This window comes from Massilia horti (assembly GCF_004614195.1).
GTDB lineage: Bacteria > Pseudomonadota > Gammaproteobacteria > Burkholderiales > Burkholderiaceae_D > Telluria > Telluria horti.
Map to the genome: position 1 here is coordinate 1 of NZ_SPUM01000128.1, position 15,399 is coordinate 15,399.

Annotated in this window: 14 protein-coding genes; 6 read left to right on the forward strand and 8 right to left on the reverse strand. The window is 65.7% G+C overall.

The genetic code is table 11. From position 1 onward, the window contains the following. Positions 1-166: 166 nt before the first annotated feature. Together E4O92_RS19275 and E4O92_RS19280 are read right to left on the reverse strand one after the other, a co-directional pair. The gene (locus tag E4O92_RS19275) at positions 167-685 is read right to left on the reverse strand and encodes a CcdC protein domain-containing protein (RefSeq protein ID WP_135191282.1); all 519 of its coding nucleotides are present in this window, start codon (positions 683-685) and stop codon (positions 167-169) included. Then, complete coding sequence (locus E4O92_RS19280; RefSeq protein ID WP_135191283.1) at positions 682-1,200, reverse strand: CcdC protein domain-containing protein; 519 nt, start codon at positions 1,198-1,200, stop codon at positions 682-684. The genes E4O92_RS19275 and E4O92_RS19280 overlap by 4 nt, the downstream gene beginning before the upstream one ends. 105 nt (positions 1,201-1,305) lie before the next feature. On the opposite strand from E4O92_RS19280, the gene E4O92_RS24930 reads away from it, so the two are divergent. Further along, positions 1,306-1,482: a hypothetical protein gene (locus E4O92_RS24930; protein WP_167759833.1), complete on the forward strand. Its 177-nt coding sequence runs from the start codon at positions 1,306-1,308 to the stop codon at positions 1,480-1,482. On the opposite strand, the gene E4O92_RS19285 is transcribed toward E4O92_RS24930, so the two are convergent. Both E4O92_RS19285 and E4O92_RS19290 read right to left on the reverse strand, forming a co-directional pair. After that, complete coding sequence (locus tag E4O92_RS19285) at positions 1,479-5,894, reverse strand: translocation/assembly module TamB domain-containing protein (protein ID WP_135191284.1); 4,416 nt, start codon at positions 5,892-5,894, stop codon at positions 1,479-1,481. The two genes, E4O92_RS24930 and E4O92_RS19285, sit on opposite strands and share 4 nt — an antisense overlap. Next, positions 5,894-7,717, reverse strand: coding sequence for an autotransporter assembly complex protein TamA (locus tag E4O92_RS19290; protein ID WP_229483563.1), 1,824 nt, complete (start codon positions 7,715-7,717; stop codon positions 5,894-5,896). Before E4O92_RS19290 ends, E4O92_RS19285 begins: the two co-directional genes overlap by 1 nt. Before the next feature lie 146 nt (positions 7,718-7,863). Between E4O92_RS19290 and queC the strand changes: the two genes are divergently transcribed. After that, on the forward strand, positions 7,864-8,577 hold the full coding sequence (gene queC / locus E4O92_RS19295) for a 7-cyano-7-deazaguanine synthase QueC (RefSeq protein ID WP_135191286.1): 714 nt from the start codon (positions 7,864-7,866) through the stop codon (positions 8,575-8,577). Positions 8,578-8,784: 207 nt separating this feature from the next. Here queC and E4O92_RS19300 read toward each other — a convergent pair whose 3' ends face one another. Further along, positions 8,785-9,162, reverse strand: coding sequence for a hypothetical protein (locus E4O92_RS19300; RefSeq protein WP_135191287.1), 378 nt, complete (start codon positions 9,160-9,162; stop codon positions 8,785-8,787). Between the two features lie 228 nt (positions 9,163-9,390). On the opposite strand from E4O92_RS19300, the gene E4O92_RS19305 reads away from it, so the two are divergent. From E4O92_RS19305 to E4O92_RS19315, 3 genes are all read left to right on the forward strand, one after another. Next, positions 9,391-9,609 (forward strand): hypothetical protein, encoded by a 219-nt coding sequence (locus E4O92_RS19305; RefSeq protein WP_135191288.1) that lies wholly within the window; start codon positions 9,391-9,393, stop codon positions 9,607-9,609. Positions 9,610-9,691: 82 nt separating this feature from the next. After that, positions 9,692-10,195, forward strand: coding sequence for a hypothetical protein (locus E4O92_RS19310; protein ID WP_135191289.1), 504 nt, complete (start codon positions 9,692-9,694; stop codon positions 10,193-10,195). Positions 10,196-10,267: 72 nt separating this feature from the next. Continuing rightward, on the forward strand, positions 10,268-12,220 hold the full coding sequence (locus E4O92_RS19315; RefSeq protein ID WP_135191290.1) for a GAF domain-containing sensor histidine kinase: 1,953 nt from the start codon (positions 10,268-10,270) through the stop codon (positions 12,218-12,220). 208 nt (positions 12,221-12,428) lie between these two features. Here the strand turns inward: E4O92_RS19315 and E4O92_RS19320 are convergent, their stop codons facing one another. The 3 genes from E4O92_RS19320 to E4O92_RS19330 all read right to left on the reverse strand — a co-directional run bounded on the left by E4O92_RS19320 (position 12,429) and on the right by E4O92_RS19330 (position 14,866). Continuing rightward, a complete protein-coding gene (locus E4O92_RS19320) occupies positions 12,429-12,833 on the reverse strand; it encodes a PPC domain-containing DNA-binding protein (RefSeq protein WP_135191294.1) in 405 nt (134 codons plus the stop codon). 165 nt (positions 12,834-12,998) lie between these two features. Continuing rightward, positions 12,999-14,504, reverse strand: a complete 1,506-nt coding sequence (locus tag E4O92_RS19325; RefSeq protein WP_135191291.1) for an HD domain-containing phosphohydrolase — start codon at positions 14,502-14,504, stop codon at positions 12,999-13,001. Positions 14,505-14,578: 74 nt separating this feature from the next. Then, positions 14,579-14,866, reverse strand: a complete 288-nt coding sequence (locus E4O92_RS19330; protein WP_135191292.1) for a hypothetical protein — start codon at positions 14,864-14,866, stop codon at positions 14,579-14,581. On the opposite strand from E4O92_RS19330, the gene E4O92_RS19335 reads away from it, so the two are divergent. Then, complete coding sequence (locus E4O92_RS19335; protein WP_135191293.1) at positions 14,865-15,353, forward strand: DUF3016 domain-containing protein; 489 nt, start codon at positions 14,865-14,867, stop codon at positions 15,351-15,353. The two genes, E4O92_RS19330 and E4O92_RS19335, sit on opposite strands and share 2 nt — an antisense overlap. The last annotated feature ends 46 nt before the right edge of the window (positions 15,354-15,399 follow it).

Sequence of the window (15,399 nt, forward strand, 5' to 3'; positions counted from 1 at the left end):
TTGTGGTCGTGGTTAATATCGATGCGCAAACGGTATGCATGGGTACCGCGTGCGCACAGGTGCGCACCCTACGATTTCCCCGCGCCGCGTCACGAGGAACGTAGGGTGCGCACCTGTGCGCACGCGGTCAACGCTCGCATCCCGCCTGCGCTGGCTTACCCCACGCTTATTTCATCTCCCGGATCGCCTTGTCCAGCCTGCGCCGCCAGCGCATCAACCCGGTCGAATAGGTGCAGAAATAGGCAGCCGTCAGCCCCACGCAGAACATGGTCAGCGGGCTGTCGGTAAACCCGGGCGACGCTTCGCCGGTGCCCTTCTTGATGTAGATGTCCGCGCCGATGTACAGGACGCGCGCAACCAGCACCAGTGCCGCCGCCAGTCCAAGCCGCTGGTAGGGCGTGAAAAAAGGTCCCTCTTCGGTTTCCTCGAAGCGCGTCACGCGCAGAGCGTAGCTGCCCAGGCCAATGCCGGCCAGTGCGCCGGCCGCCAGCGCAGCCAGCGAAAACGGCCGGGTGGTCAGCACTTCGGACATCGGCACCAGGAGCATGGCGCCAAACACCAGGATGCCGGTGTAGTGGCGCGACAGGATCGAGCGCTGGCGCACCATTTGCGCCTTCAGGCGCGTGTAGATGCGCCATACGAGCACGGGCGCGAGGAGGATCAGGGCAAGGGTAATGAGACTCATGAAGCGTGTGTCAATTGGTTTGCGGCGCGCTTGCGCCAGCTGAGCAGGCCGACGGCGTAGAGCATGTAATAGCCGGCCATGATGCCGAAGATGAGCATCGTGAGCGGGCTGCGCACGAACTCATGGTGCGATGCCGCGCCGTGCGCGTAGAACTCCCAGGCACGGTAGCCCAGGCGGCCGAAGAACAACGCCGCCACCGCCATGCCGATCGGCCCGTGCGGAGTGAAGTAGAACTCGTCGTCGCCGACTTTCTCGAATTTGGTCTTGCTGATGGCCAGGCGCCCCAGCGTGCCGCCCAGGCCCAGGCCGCAGGCGAGTGCGACGAGCGCCCAGGGCGCAGCCATGCTGGCCAGGCCCACCATGAGCAGCAGCAGCGGAAAGAACACCAGCGTGGTGCGGTGGCGCCAGGTGCGCGAGCGCTGGCGCGTGGTCAGCCGTTTGAAGCGGCTGTAGAAGCGCCACATGACGAGCGGGGCCAGGATGGCAACAACAACGGGGGACGGAGTCGGCGGCATAGGCAGGTTCCTTCTGGTCGAATCCGCCATTGTAATGCAGTCGGGCGTCAGTCAGCCGCTGCTCATGGTAAGGTTTTGGCAAGTTCACTGCAGGAGACCCATGCCATGAAGCCAGCACCAATCGATGCCCATCGTGCCCCGGATCCGGTCCCGGTCGAAGAACCCGCCCCGGAACCGTTCGACCTGCCGCATCCGCACCATCCGCCGGTCCACGTGCCGCAGAGCGACGAGGAGCCGGTGCCGGACCCGAATCCGCAAACCGGACCTGGCTTATTCGCCTAGTCGAACGCCCACGAGTACAACACGTCCAGCGCGTTGTTGGTTCCGGTCTGGATCTGCAAGGTAACGCGGGGGTTGAGCCTGTAGCGCAGGCGCACCAGGCTGGTAGCGGTCGCGGCGCCCTGCTCGAAGCTCAGGAACATGCGCGATGAGATGCGCTTGCCGACCGTGACCACCGTGTTTTCCAGCCCCGGCCCGGTGCCGGTAGCCTGGCGCACGCCCAGTTCGTCCAGGCCGAGCGAATTGGCCAGCTTCGACTGGAAGCCGCCACCCGTCCCTCCCAGCAGCGCCGCAGCCGCAGTACTGAGCACATCGGCCTCGTTGGTGGACGTGCCCTGCATGCCGTGCCCCAGCACCAGCCATGACAGTTTTTCGCTGTCGTTCACCGTCGGCGTCGACACCAGCCTGGCTTGCGGCGATTGCGCCGTGCCGCGTACCTGCACCCCGGCTTCGACATTGGTTTCCGACAGTGGCTCGCCCTCGGGGCGCTTGCGCACCGCGAGAATGTCGAGCGACGGATTGTCGTAGGCGCCGGAGAAGGTGAGTACCGCGCGCTCGATGGTCAGGTTCTGGCCGTAGGCGGCGTAGGTGCCATGGACGGCGCGGATGGTGCCGTTCACGCGCGGCGGCAGCTCGTCGTTGCGGCGCACGCGCAGGCTGCCGGCCAGGTTGGCGTCGATCCCCATGCCGCGCAGGCGGAACTCGTCGCCCAGGTCGGCCGTGAGGTCGATCGACAGCGGCACGCCGGTTTCCTGTTTGGGCGGCGGGGCTTTCTGTTCGCGCCCGAGCACGATCACGTCGTTCGACAGCGTCGGCCGGCCCTGGGGCGCCAGTTCGACCACCGCGCGGTTGACGCGGAAGTTGCCCTCCAGCGCAAAGCGGCGCGGGTCGCGCACCAGCGTGCTCTGGCCGCTGATCACGACCATGCGGTCGGGGCGCGACAGCGCCTCCAGCTTGTCGGCCACCAGCTTGAGTTGTACGTTGGTTTCGCCGCCTGCAAAGCGCACCGTGCCGTCGGCCACGACGCGGCCCTGCACGCCTTCGAACGACAGGCGCTGCAGCTGGAGCTGGTCGCCGGCCAGCACCGCGCGCAGCTGGCCGTTCTTCAGCCGCAGGCCCTGGTCGGGCCAGCGCACCGCCAGGTTGTCGCCGTTGACATTGCCGCTCAAAGTGGGCGCGCCGACCGTGCCGGCGCCGGAGAGGGCCAGCTTGAGCGCTCCGTCCAGTTCCAGGCCTGGCTGGCCCCCTAGCGGCGCCAGCCAGGCGATCGATTCCATGTCGGCGCTGGCCGTCAGCCGCAGCGGGCTGTCGTTGGCGATCCGGCCGTCCAGCATCTGGACGGTGGCATCAAGACGCGCGTTACCGGAGCGCGTGCCGTCGACCAGTACCTGCATGCGCAGTGCGCCGCCGTTCATGTCGGCACGCGCGTCAAGCTGGCGCAGGCCCAGCGCCACCGGCACTTCGGCGCCGACCACGATGTCGCCCTGTTCGCGGAACACGTGCAGCGTGCCGTCCAGCGCCGGCGCGCCGCCGGTCGCCTTTGCGGTGCGCAGGTCGAGCGCCCACTGCGCGCCAAGCGTCAGGTTGCCGGACAGGCTGCCGCGCGCGCCGGACCCAAACTGTGCCAGGTAAGTGATCGGCACGCCGGTCGCGCTGCCCTTGCTGTTCCAGATCCCTCCGAGCTTGACCAGTGACTCGATGTTGACGGAGCCGTCGGGCAGCTTGATCTGCGCGCCGTTCAGGGCGATCTGCTCGGGCTTGGCCAGAGCGCGCAGACCGGCGCCGGGCGCGGTCGCGATGCGCAGCGGGACCGGCGCGGCCAGCGTGAACGTGAAACGACCGCGGTTTTGCAGGGCGATGACTTGGCCGTTCCACACGTTGCCGGTCCAGCCGCCCTGCACCTCGGCGAGGGCGTCGAAGTCCGCGCCACGCCCCGACGCGCGCAGGACGTGGGCGCCGCGGGTGCCGGAGGTCTGCAGCCGTGCCTGTGCCACCCGCGTGTCGCCGCTGGCGTAGTCGGTGATCTGCACGTCGCTTGCGAGCGCGTCGTTGGCGCCGTGTCCCGAGCCAAGGTTGGCGCTCGCGCGCAGCGCACGGATCGTTTGCGTGCCAAATTTGACGTTCTGCCCTTCGAGGGCGGCGGTGAGCGATGGCGTGTCGATGGTGCCGAACAGGGTGCCGCTGCCGCGCAGTGCGCCGCCGTAGTTCGGACCCAGCGCGGCCAGCTGGCCGGCATCGATGCGCCATTCGAGCTTATCGCCAGGGCTGCCGAAGCTTCCGAGCGCGGCCAGCACGTTGGGACCGAGGTGCAGGTCCACGTCCACGCCCGAGATACGCTTCCTGTCCGCGTTCAGCTTGGCACGGCCCCATAGCGGCGAGCCGGACAGCGTCGACTGCTGCAGCGCCAGGTCGAGCGAGCCGCCCGCGTTGGCGCCGGTGCGGCCAATGGCGGTAAAGCTGCCGTTGATGCTGCCGGCCAGCGGCGCACCGAAGGCGGCCGGGTTGAAGCGTTCGGCCCTGCCGCTGGCATTGGCCTCGACCACGCGCCTGCCGGCGGCGCCCGCCAGCCGGGCCTGGCCGCTGGCGCGCAGCAGGCTGTCGTCCGATTTGCGCTGCGCTTGCACCCAGCCCAGGCCGCGCGCGTCGAGTTCGAAGGTGGTGCGCGGCTCGGCCATCGTGCCGCTCAATATGCCGTTCGCCACCACCGAGCCGTACAGGTTGCTGCGCGCCGCCGACAGCTGGCGGCCGTCCAGGCGCCACAGCAAACGCTCGCCCGGCGCGCCGAAGCTGCCGCGCAGCTGGGCGGTGTTCTGGCCGAGCGCCAGGGTCGCATCCACACCGCTGATGTGGCTTGCGTCGGCGTCGAGCTTGCCCCTGCCGGAGAGCGGTTGGCCGAACAGGCGGCTGGGCTGCAGCGCGAAGCCGGCGTTCACGCGCCAGGCCGGGGCGAGGGCGCCGGCAACGTTCACTTGCGCGTTGATGTCGGCCTGCGGGTAGGCGCCGAACGCGGCCGGGTTGAAGCGGCTGGCTCTGGCCTCGAACTTGAACGGCTTGTCTTGCGTGAGCGTGGCGCTGCCGGCCAGCTGCACGACCGCCGATCCGGCTGAGAGTCTCGCCTGCTGCACGTCCAGCACGTTGTTCTTCAGGGTGGCGTTGGCGGCAAGGCGCAGGCCCCGGTCCGCCAGTTGTACCTCGAACCCTTGGGTTTCATCAAAGCTGCTCACCCGCAGGTCGCCCGTGATTTTGGTCGGCTTCATGCTGCTGTAGACCTGCTTGAGGTCGAAGGCATCGGTGTGCAGCGCAAACTGCGCCGTGCCCAGGCCTTTTGCGTCGGGGCCGCGCTGCACGCTGCCGCTGCCGGTGAACTTGCCGGCGGCGCCGAAGTCGAGCAGCACGTCGGAGACGCGCATGGTCGACAGGTTGCCGCCCAGCCGGCCGCGCATCGCGCGCAGCGGCAGGCGCTGCTGGTCGATGGTACCGGCCGGGCCGCTATTGATCAGGTCCACGTCGCCGGACACGTTGCGCTTCGGGTCAAGGTGCGCGGTGACCGCAAGCGACAGGTCGGCTGTCGGCAGCGCGGGCATGAAGAAGCCGGGATCGATGTTGCGGCCATTGATTTGCAGGTCGCGCAACGGGATTTCGGCGTATGGGTCCAGCGTGAGACGAGCCTCGCCCACCGCGCGTCCGGCCTGGCCGCTGGCCTGTACGATCGTGTTCGTCAGGTCGCCGCCGGCATGCAGCTTGAGCTGCGCCGCGCGCGCGCCGGCGGCCGCCTGCGTCTGGGTCAGGCTCGCGTCGGCGTTCAGTTTGAAGGGGCGGGTGGCGCCAATGCTGCCGGAGGCCGCCACCTGGCCCCAGGGCGTCGCGGCCACCGCATGGCGCAGCAGCCACCGCTGCCGGTCGCCGGCCAGGCTTACGCGGATGTTGTCCAGAACCGTGGTCGCGCCCTGGTTCACGAACATCACCTTGGCCACCCGCACATCCTCCAGGTTCAGGCGGAACGGCGCGGCCAGCGTGGCCGGCATCGGCGAAGGCTGCCCCTTGCGCAGGGTCTCCACGCGCAGGCTGCTTGCATCGAGCTTGTTGACCTCGATCCCGCTGGACAGGTACTGCAATGGCGACCAGAGGATGTCGACGTTTTCCGCGGTGATCAGCTGGTCTTCGGTACGGAACACTATGTGCTTGATGTGCATCGCGCCGTACAGGGAGCCGGTAATCCCGGAAAGCTTGAGCCTGCCGCCGCTGGCATTGGCGATCTTTTGGGCGATCATCTGCAGCGTCGATTCGCGCCCGAGGTACCAGATGCCGCTGCCCAGGAGGAGGACGATGGCGGCAAGCGCGATGGCCACGCGGCGCGGCCAGCGCCGCCGCTTGCGGGGGGCCTCTGGCTTGTCGGTGGTAGGTTCGTTAGCCATCAGAACGTGAATCCGATTGAGAAGTGCAGGCGCACCTGGTGCGCCGATTTGCCGTATGCGACGTCGATCCCGATCGGCCCGACCGGGCTGCGCCAGCGCGCGCCCAGGCCGTAGCCGACCTTTGGCCGCAAGTCGTGCAAGGTGTCGGCCGCGTTACCGAAGTCGTAGAACGCCGCGATGCCCCACGGCGGCCTGACCCACCAGTCGTACTCGACGCTGCCGGTCATCAGGTAGCGCGCGCCGACGATCGCCTCGCCTTCCATCACGCCCAGGTCCTGGTAGGCGTAGCCGCGCACCGACTGGTCGCCGCCGGCGCGGAACAGGAATTTGCTCGGGATTCCCGCCTTTTCTTTGGAGCCGACCGCGCCAAGCTCGCCGCGCAGCACCAGCGTGCCGCTGGTACCAACGGGATAATAGGTGAGGAAGCGGCCATAGGCGCGCACGAACTTTTCGTCGGTCAGGATCGGCAGGGGTGCGATGCCCAGCTGGCCGTTGACGATGAAGCCGCGCGTGGGCAGCACCAGGCTGTCGAGCGCGCGCCGGGTGACACTGTAGGTGAGCGGCATGCTCTTGCTGTAGCTGGTGCCCACGTCGGCGATGGTCAGTTGCTCGGTCAGCACCTCGAGCGTGAGGGTGCGTTCGAGCAGCGGCGAGCCCCAGGTGCGGCTGGCGGCAAGGCCGACGGTGCGCGACAGCTGGCCGTTCAGGTTGGAGCGCTCGTAACCGCCGCCGATGCTGTTGTTGTGGCCCCCCGGCGTGGTCGGCCAGAAGAAATCGGCGCGCGCCGACTGCCTGCGCTGTTCGTAGATCACGTGGCTCTTCATGCGCTTGCCGAACACGTTCAGGTTGTCGTAGTTGACCTGGCCGCGTGCGCCGGTGTTGGTCGAATAGCCCAGGCCGAGCGAGACGTTCCTGCGCTTGTTCTCGGTCACCCGAACCAGTACCGGCACCACGCGCGGAGCCGGCGGCCCCGCGGCCGGGGGCTGTTCCTGGCCTGCCAGCTCGCCGAGCTGCTCGTTCAGGGCGGCTGTCATGTCGGCGCTTACCTCGACGCTCGAAAAATAGCCGGTGTCCTGCAGCCTGGCCTGGAATGCCTGCAGCGCCGCCTCGCTGTACTGGTCGCCCGGCCTGATCTTGTTCAGGTTGGTGATCACCGACTGCGGGTAGCGTTCCAGGCCGACGATGTTCAACCCGTCAAAATGCACTTCGGGGCCGCTGTCGACCACCACCTTCAGGTTTGCGCGCCGTTTTTCGGGGTCGACCACGGCCTGCGTCTCGGCCAGCTCCGCGAGCGGAAAGCGCGACTGGATGATCTCGCGCAGCAAGCCGCGCTTGGCCGCCTCCCAGTCACTCTGGCGAAAGCGGCTGCCCACCGGCAGCATCCAGCTGCTCTTCAGTTTGGCAGTGTCGACCGGCGCTTCCGACTTGTTGGTCAGGACGAAGCCACGCAACTCGATGTCGACGTCGCCGACCTCCACCGGCAGCCCGGGCTGGACCGTCACGCGCGCCACCGGCACCGGGCCGCCGGTTACCAGCACGGCATCGACCGTGGGCGAGTAGTAGCCTTCGGTCGCGACCAGGGTCTTGACCTGCTCGGGCGCGACCTTGACCAGGTGCCGCAGCTGTTCCAGGTCGATCCGTGGATCGCCGCGCCAGCGCATCAAGTCGAGGTTTTGTTCGAGCAGCTTGTCCAGCGGGCGTGGCGCATGGATCTCGACGCGGTATTTGAGCGGGGCCGGGGCGGCGGCCTTTGGCGGCGTTTCTTGCGCAGAGGCGACCGGTCCGCTTAGCAGGGCGTACACGGCCAGCACGATTTGTGACAAAATTCGTGACTTCCGTTGCGCCGTCGCGGATCGTTGGTCTGGTCTTGCGTGAAACATGTCTCTCCATTCGAGGAATAGCCGAGGTCATCTTAACTGATCGGTAAAAATGATGGCGAACACTAAACTTCCTCTGGAGCTAAATCATCATGTTGCAGCCTGACAGCGCGCTCGTTCTTTTCAGCGGCGGCCAAGATTCCACCACCTGCCTGGCCTGGGCCCTGCAACGTTATGCGCGCGTCGAGACGATCGGCTTTGATTACGGCCAGCGGCACGCCATCGAGCTTGAAGTGCGGCCAATCGTGCTGGCCGAGATGCGCGCGCTGTCGCCCGACTGGGATGCGCGCTTGGGCGAGGATCACATGATCGACCTGTCGCTGATCTCCAGCGTTTCCGACACGGCGCTCACCTCCAACGTCGAAATCCAGATGCAGGCCAACGGCTTGCCGAATACCTTTGTGCCGGGGCGTAACCTGCTGTTCATGCAGGTGGCCGCGATGGTGGCCTACCGGCGCGGCCTGAACGTGCTGGTGGGAGGCATGTGCGAGACCGACTTTTCGGGCTATCCGGACTGCCGCGACGACACGATGAAGGCGCTGCAGGTGGCGCTTAACCTGGGCATGGCGACGAGGCTGAAGGTGGAGACGCCGCTGATGTGGATCGATAAGAAGCAGACCTGGGAACTGGCGCACGAGGCTGGCGGGGAGAAGCTCGTGGATTTGGTCCGGTTTGCGACTCACACCTGCTATCTGGGCGAGCGCGGCGAACGCCATGAGTGGGGTTACGGTTGCGGCACGTGTCCGGCTTGTGAGCTGAGGGCGCGCGGTTATCGGGAGTATGCCGCGAGCCGGCAGGCGGCCTGATCGTACTGCTTGCCGGAGGGCGTAGGGTGTGCAGCTTTGCTGCGCACGCGGTCAACGTTTGCAGGCTCGCGGCGCCACCACCGTACGCACCGTTCGCACGCGGACGCAAACTCTGCTCAGCCGTACCGTGTGCGCCCAGGTGCGCACCCTACGAACTTGCGGCTGCTGTTTCGTTATTGCGAACTACGGTTATAGCGTGGTTAGCCGTTAAACCGCGTGTTCGCGCAGCGCGCGGTTCCGGCGCGAGCGGTTCACGAAGAACCAGATGATGGCCAGCGGCAGCAGCAGGGGCAGCAGCAGCGGGGAGATCGCGGCCGCGACCGCCAGTGCGGCCACTCCCAGCGCTCCCAGCAGGATGATGCCGACCCCGGCAAACACCACCGCCAGCACCACGCCGACGACCAGCATCACCAGTCCCGCGATCAGCGTTCCGCCGCCGGCGAACAGCAGTCCGATCAGCGCGCCGAACGGGCCGTCGATTTCGTCGCCGTCGATATTGAATACCATGCCGTGGCTGTGCACGAACACGTTCCAGGCCACGATGGCCAGTACGAACAGGATGATGAAGGGAGCGATTTTTTTCATGGCGTTTCCTCGCTGGTTGCTTGTTGTAGTTGGGGTGAACGTGTTCTGTATGGTGTCACTGTACCCCCGCGCCACACAGCGAGCGAGGGGATTGCGACAGGCGGCATTTTCCCCGGGTCGACCAGTCGCGGCGCGCGACGAACGGCAGCGCCGGCTGCTGCCGGACTTGGCCTTGAATTGCGCGATCCGTTGTCTATACTGAGAACCTGCTGTTGAAGGAGGCAACCTATGCAAGACCTCATTCATGCACAAAGGGTCCGTCTGCGCATGGCGCGGCGCGTGCTGGCTCACAGCGGTCCCAAAGGCCCGCCGTCGGCGCCGCCCACGATACCGCCGATCATCATCAATCCGTTCAGCCGCCCCATCCCCGTGCCGGCGATCGATCCGCGTCACGCGCCTCCCGGGCCGCCGGTCACTCCTCCCAGGCGTCCGGATTGGCGCATGTAAGCATGGCCGGTGCGTTTTCCATTATCATTTGGGCTTTTCGGGTGGCCGCAAGGGCGCGACCCGGCTCAATTGAAGCAGGATGATGTACGACGAAGCACCCGAACGCGACGCAGCGATAGAAGATGACACCCCGGTCCAGGAGCCGCGCCTGTGGCAGGGCAACGGCTGGACCGCGAAAGTGATCAAGAATGAGGATGACGACGGCTGGGCCGTCGCGATGATCAAGGATGGCGAGCCGGAGCCGGCGCTGGTCGGTCCGTGGACCATGGGCCGCGACAAGAAGAACCCCAAGCCGCTCGACCAGGCGGCGTTCAACACGCTGGTCAAGACCGCATCCGAAGTGATCCGCCGCCACGAGCAGCAGCTGCACGCGATGCTGCACAAGAGCACCGTGGTGGCGACCGGGCAGGGCGAGCTGAAGGTGACGCTGGACATCGTGCCGGACGAGTACGAGCCGTATGCGCTGCTCACCGCGTTCGACGAGATGGGCGAGCAGGTCGCCCAGGTGCGGGTCGAGCCGACCTTCAAGCTGAGCCCCGCCTCGGCCTATGGCTGGATCGAAAACGATTTTCGCGCGCCGCGCTGATAACTTAATCGCCCACAAGCCTGCTGACCTGATAGTATTTCCTCTGCGCATCACTTATGCTTAGGGGGAATAATGGAAAGCCGTCTTGCCCGCCTTGAAGCGGTGCAATCAATGCTGCTCGAGATCGGGCAGCTGTCGACCACTTGCAGCGACATCGTCGCCTTCATCCGCGCCGTGCACCGCGCGCTGTACCGCATCATGTATGCGGCCAACTTCTATGTGACCCTGTCCGAGGACGACGGCAGTGTGCGCTTCGTGTACTTCGTCGACGAGAAGGACGAAGGGCCGAGCCCGTACGAAAAGGTCCGGCTGGCCTCGCCCGACCAGTCGCCCACCGCCTACGTCATGCTCACGCGCGAGACCCTGGTGGCTACCCGCGCGGATTTCATCGCGCGCGCCGCGGAAGGCATGAAGTGGGGCGGCGGCACCACGGCCGAGCACTGGATGGGCTGCCCGCTGCTCGACCAGAACCACCAGGCGCTGGGCGCGATCGTGATCCAGAGCTATTCGGAACAGCATACCTATAGTGATGAAGACCAGGCGCTGTTCGCGCTGATCGCCAACCACGTGTCGGCCGCGCTGCAGGGCCTGCAGAGCATGGACCGGCTCGAGCGTGCGGTGCAGGAGCGCACCGCGCGCCTGGCGCACGAGGTGGCCGAGCGGCGCCGCGCCGAGAAGGTGCAGCATGCGCTGTACCAGATCGCCAGCCTGGCGTCGTCGGCGCTCCCGGCCGAGGAGCTGCCGCGCGCGCTGCACGGCATTATCGGCGAGCTGATGGTGGCCGAGAACTTCCTGATCGGGCTGTACCACCCGGAGACGCACGAGATCAGCATTCCTTATTTCGTCGACCAGCAGCACGAAGAGCCGCCGGTCGAGCGCTTCCCGTTCGGGATGGCGATGTGTTCCTACCTGCTGGCCTCGAAACAGGCGCAGCTGCACGATGCGGGCAGCTTTGCGCGGCTGGTGGCCAGCGGCCAGGTCAGGGAACCGCTGGGCAGCCTTGATATCGCCAGCTGGATGGGCGCGCCGATGCTGGTCAACGACGAGCCGTACGGCGTGATCGTGGTCCAGAGCTACGATCCGGCGATCGTCTACACCAAGGCCGATCTTGACCTGCTCGCCTTCATGGCCAGCCATGTGGCGGTGGCGATCGCGCGCCTGCAGGGCGACCGCGCGATCCGCCAGACCAAGGAGCGGCTGGAGCAGCAGAACGCGGCGCTGAACAACGCGCTCACGGCGTTGCAGGATGCGCAGTCGGAGCTGGTGCGGCAGGAAAAGCTGGCGTCGCTGGGGCGGCTGGTGGCGGGCGTGGCGCATGAGATCAACACCCCGCTGGGCATCTGCGTGACGGCGACCAGCCACATGGTGCAGGAACTGAAGCTCACGCGCGAGGAACTGGCGGCGGGCGAGCTGACCGAGGATAGCCTCTCCGGCTTTTTCGACGTGCTCGACCAGTCGCTGCGCATCATGACCACCAACACCCAGCGCGCGGCGGCGCTGGTGCGCAGCTTCAAGCAGGTGGCGGTGGACCAGTCGTCGGGGGAACTGCGCAGCTTTAACCTGGGCACCTACCTGAACGAGGTGCTGCTGTCGCTGCAGCCCAAGCTCAAGGGCCGGCCGGTGACGGTGGAGGTCGACTGCGCGAAGGACATCACGCTCGAAAGCTATCCGGGCGCGGTGTCGCAGATTGTGACCAACATGGTCATGAACTCGCTGGTGCACGGGTTCGAGGAAGGCCAGACCGGGCGCATCGACATTCGCGCGGCGCTCGATGGCTCCTCGGTCACCCTTGCCTATACCGACGACGGCGTGGGCATGGACGAGGAGGTGCTCGGCAAGCTGTTCGATCCGTTCTTCACCACCAAGCGTGGCGCCGGCGGCAGCGGGCTGGGGGCGCACATCCTGTACAACCTCGTGACAGGGGCGCTGGGCGGCAGCGTGCGCGTGGAGAGCGCGCCGGGGCAGGGACTGCGGTATTACCTGAGGTTTCCGCGCAGCCGGCGGGAGCAGGCGGTGGCGGCCTAAAACCCCACAACAATAGTCAGCCCCAAAAATCGTCGTCCCTCCCATTGGTCGGCACGACTCGCGGGAACAGCGCCACTGGCGCTGTTCCCGCCATAGACAGCGTGAAATGACGCTCAGCATGGGTCCCGCCTGCGCGGGGACGACGCGTTAGCTTTATTAGTTAGTAGTTAGTGATTCACGCTATGGAATATTTGCCGGGGCAGGGGTCTTATCGAGCATCGAGCCGCCGGATCGATAGCTCGTTATAACCCGTCAGCGCGTCCGGCTCGCGGCTGAACCGGTGGTCCGGCAGCAGCGCCACCAGCACTTCGGCCGTCGTGCGCACGATGCAGTTTGGTCCCATGTGGCCGCCGGTGACGCGGCCCTGGGCGTCGGCCACGGCGATGTGCAGGTGCACGCCGTCAGGCGAGAGCGAGCCGGCCAGCGACAGGATTTCGAGGTCGCCGTGCAGCTCCGTCATCTCGTCCATGCCGGCCAGCCGGATGCGTGCAGCAGTCAGGCTGCCGATCCCTTGCACCACAAAGCCGGCGTTTGCCTGGTGCCCGGCCAACACCTCTCCGAGCGCGGCGCGCAGGTCGAGCCGTGCGGGAAAACGGAGCGGCAGGGCGTGCATGCTCATATTGGGCGCGGTGGGGAGGGAATATCGATGATTGTAGCGCGGCCCAAGCGCCTGTAGCGCAGGAAGTCAGTCGGCCATGCCCAGCGCCTGCAGGCGCGCGATGCCTTTGTCGGCGAACGAGCGCGCCCGCGTGGCCAGTTCCGCCAGTGGTGTTGCGGTTCAGCCCGGCCAGCGCTCGTTGATTTCCACTGCCTTGTCGATGTTCTGGATCAGGAGCTTGACGTAGTGGGGATCGAGGTGGTGGCCGGCCACTTCGCGCAGGTGCTCGACGACCTTGTCGATCGGCCAGGCTTCCTTGTAGCAGCGCGCATGGCACAGCGCGTCGAACACGTCGGCCACCGCGACGATTCGCGCGTACGGGTGGATATTCTCCCCCTTCAGGCCTTGCGGATAACCGCTGCCGTCCCATTTCTCGTGGTGCTGGTGCGCGATCACGGCCGCCGCGCGCAGGATCGGGCGCTGCGAGCCGTCCAGGATCTGCAGGCCCACGGTCGGGTGCTGCTTCATGATTTCCCATTCTTCGGGCGTGAGCTTGCCCGGCTTGAGCAGCACCGCGTCCGGAGTGGCGATCTTGCCCACGTCGTGCATCGGCGCGGCGTGCATCAGCACCGCCGTTTCGTCCTCGGACAGGCCGGATTCGTGGGCCAGCAGGTGGCAGATTTGCGCCATGCGGCGCACGTGGTTGCCTGCTTCGTGCGAGCGCGATTCGACCACGTCGCCCAGGCGCAGGATCAGCTCGGCCTGGGTATCGGTGATTTCCTGGTTCAAGAGGATGTTGTCGAAGGCGATCGCGACGCCCTTGCTGAATACTTCCAGCAGTTGCGCGTCGATCTCCGAGATTTCTTCGACCCCTTTGAGGACCAGCAGCGTGGACTTGCCGCTGCTGTTGGGGAAGTAGCCGACGAAGGTGTCGCCGCACAGCTTGGAGATCCGGTTGCTGCGCGCGTCGTCGAGCTGCGCGATCAGTTCCGGTCCAAATTCCTGGTAGTTGAAGTCGCCGATCTGGGCCAGCACCTCGTACTGGCTTTCGCCGGTGATCACGCTGGCGCCCTTGATGCGCAGCAGCATGCTTTGCTCCAGGCGCAGCAGCGCGACCACCTGCTGCAGCAAGCCGCTGGCAAAGTCTTTCAGGTTGCGCTGCTGGAACAGGTGCGAGGAGGCGGCGATCACCCGCTCCAGCCCTTCGCGGTAGCTAAGCTGCACCCGGCGCGCCTGCTCGACCTTCATGATGTCGCGGTAGGCGCGCAGCGCGGCAAAGGTGGTGGTGAACAGCTTGGTCCGGTCCAGTTCGGTCTTTTCCTTGTAATCGTTGATGTCGTAGTCAACGATCACGCGCTCTTCCGGCGCCTGGCCCGGCTGCCCGGTGCGCAGCACGATGCGGGTGAACTGGTTGTCCAGGTCCTGGCGCATCCAGCGCGCCACTTCCAGGCCGCTGTCTTCCTTTTCCATCACCACGTCGAGGAACACCAGCGCGATGTCTTTCTCGCGCGCCAACACCTCCTTCGCTTCCGCGCCGCTGTAGGCGTGCTGGAAAGCCAGGCCCCGCCCGTCCAGCCGGAAACGCGACAGTGTCAGCTTGGTGATGTCGTGGACATCCGGTTCATCGTCAACCAGCAGGATTTTCCAAGGAGCGAGCTTGGGCGCGGCGGAAGACAGAAAGGACATGGGCTTTTCCGAGTGGTTTCTGGTGTTTGATGGTGAACGGTTCCAGTCTTGTCAGCTCGATCAGGCTGAAAATGTCAATTGATTGTAGTATGACTATGGGCCATTAACAACAGGAAACATTGAAATACCACAGAACAAAAAAATAACATATAACGAAGGATAATTGTTTTGTTTGCTTGTAAATTTTTCTTGCCATGAAGGATGCGCAGCCCGGCGACGCGGTGCATGGCATCGAAAATATCAAAGGCTTGTTCCGGTACTAACACTTGGATACAAAGTCCTACAAATGTGCAGAACTCGGGGCTTCGAACGGGCGTATATTGGTGTTCAATATCCCGATTGACAATGGAAGGATGAAACATGAAAACCTTGGTTTGCCAGTTGACCCTGGCTGGTCTGTTCTTGCTGGCGGCGGGCGGCGCCAGCGCCGGCGTGACCGTGACTTACAACCAGCCGGAAAATTTCGCCGACCTGCCGTTCACGACCTGGGAACGGGAAGATGTAATGAAGGGGATTTCCGAGCATTTCGACAAACTGGGCAAGGCATTGCCACCTGGGCAGGACATCAGGATCGAAGTGCTGGATATCGACCTGGCCGGGCGCGAGTACCCGGCCCGCAGCGCGGGGCGCGAGATTCGTGTCCTGCGCGGACACGCGGACTGGCCGCGCATGCACCTGCGCTATTGGCTCGAGCAGGATGGACGCGTTATCAAGAGCGGTGAGGAGCAGCTCAGCGACATGGCGTACCTGGACCGCACCAACCGCTATTTCGAGGGCGAACAGCTGCGCTACGAAAAGCAGATGATCAATGATTGGTGGGGAAAAACCATCGGGCCGGTCAAGCGGTAACGAAGTAGGGCAGGCACCGCTTGTTGTGTCGTTTCCGGCACTGCCG